General features: G+C 66.7%; 1 protein-coding gene. It reads right to left on the bottom strand.

The genetic code is table 11. From position 1 onward, the window contains the following. A partial coding sequence (locus tag RBH18_RS43980; RefSeq protein ID WP_306216464.1) for an AAA family ATPase occupies positions 1-412 on the bottom strand: 412 nt, incomplete at both ends.

Consider the following 412-nt stretch of genomic DNA (forward strand, 5'->3'; position numbering starts at 1 on the left):
CAGCGACACCGCCTTGGCCACGTCGCGCGTGCCCAGGTTGGTGGTCAGGATGATCACCGTGTTCTTGAAGTCCACGATGCGACCCTGACCGTCGGTCAGCCGCCCGTCCTCCAGGATCTGCAGCAGCGTGTTGAAGACGTCCGGGTGGGCCTTCTCGATCTCGTCGAAGAGGACCACGGAGAACGGCTTGCGGCGCACCTTCTCGGTGAGCTGGCCGCCCTCGTCGTAGCCGACGTAGCCGGGAGGGGCACCGACGAGCCGGGAGACCGTGTAGCGGTCGTGGAACTCCGACATGTCGAGCTGGATCAGCGCGTCCTCGGAGCCGAAGAGGAACTCCGCCAGCGCCTTCGAGAGCTCGGTCTTACCGACGCCGGACGGGCCGGCGAAGATGAACGAGCCGGAGGGGCGCTTG

The sequence above is a fragment of the Actinoplanes oryzae genome, assembly GCF_030757795.1.
Taxonomy (GTDB): domain Bacteria; phylum Actinomycetota; class Actinomycetes; order Mycobacteriales; family Micromonosporaceae; genus Actinoplanes.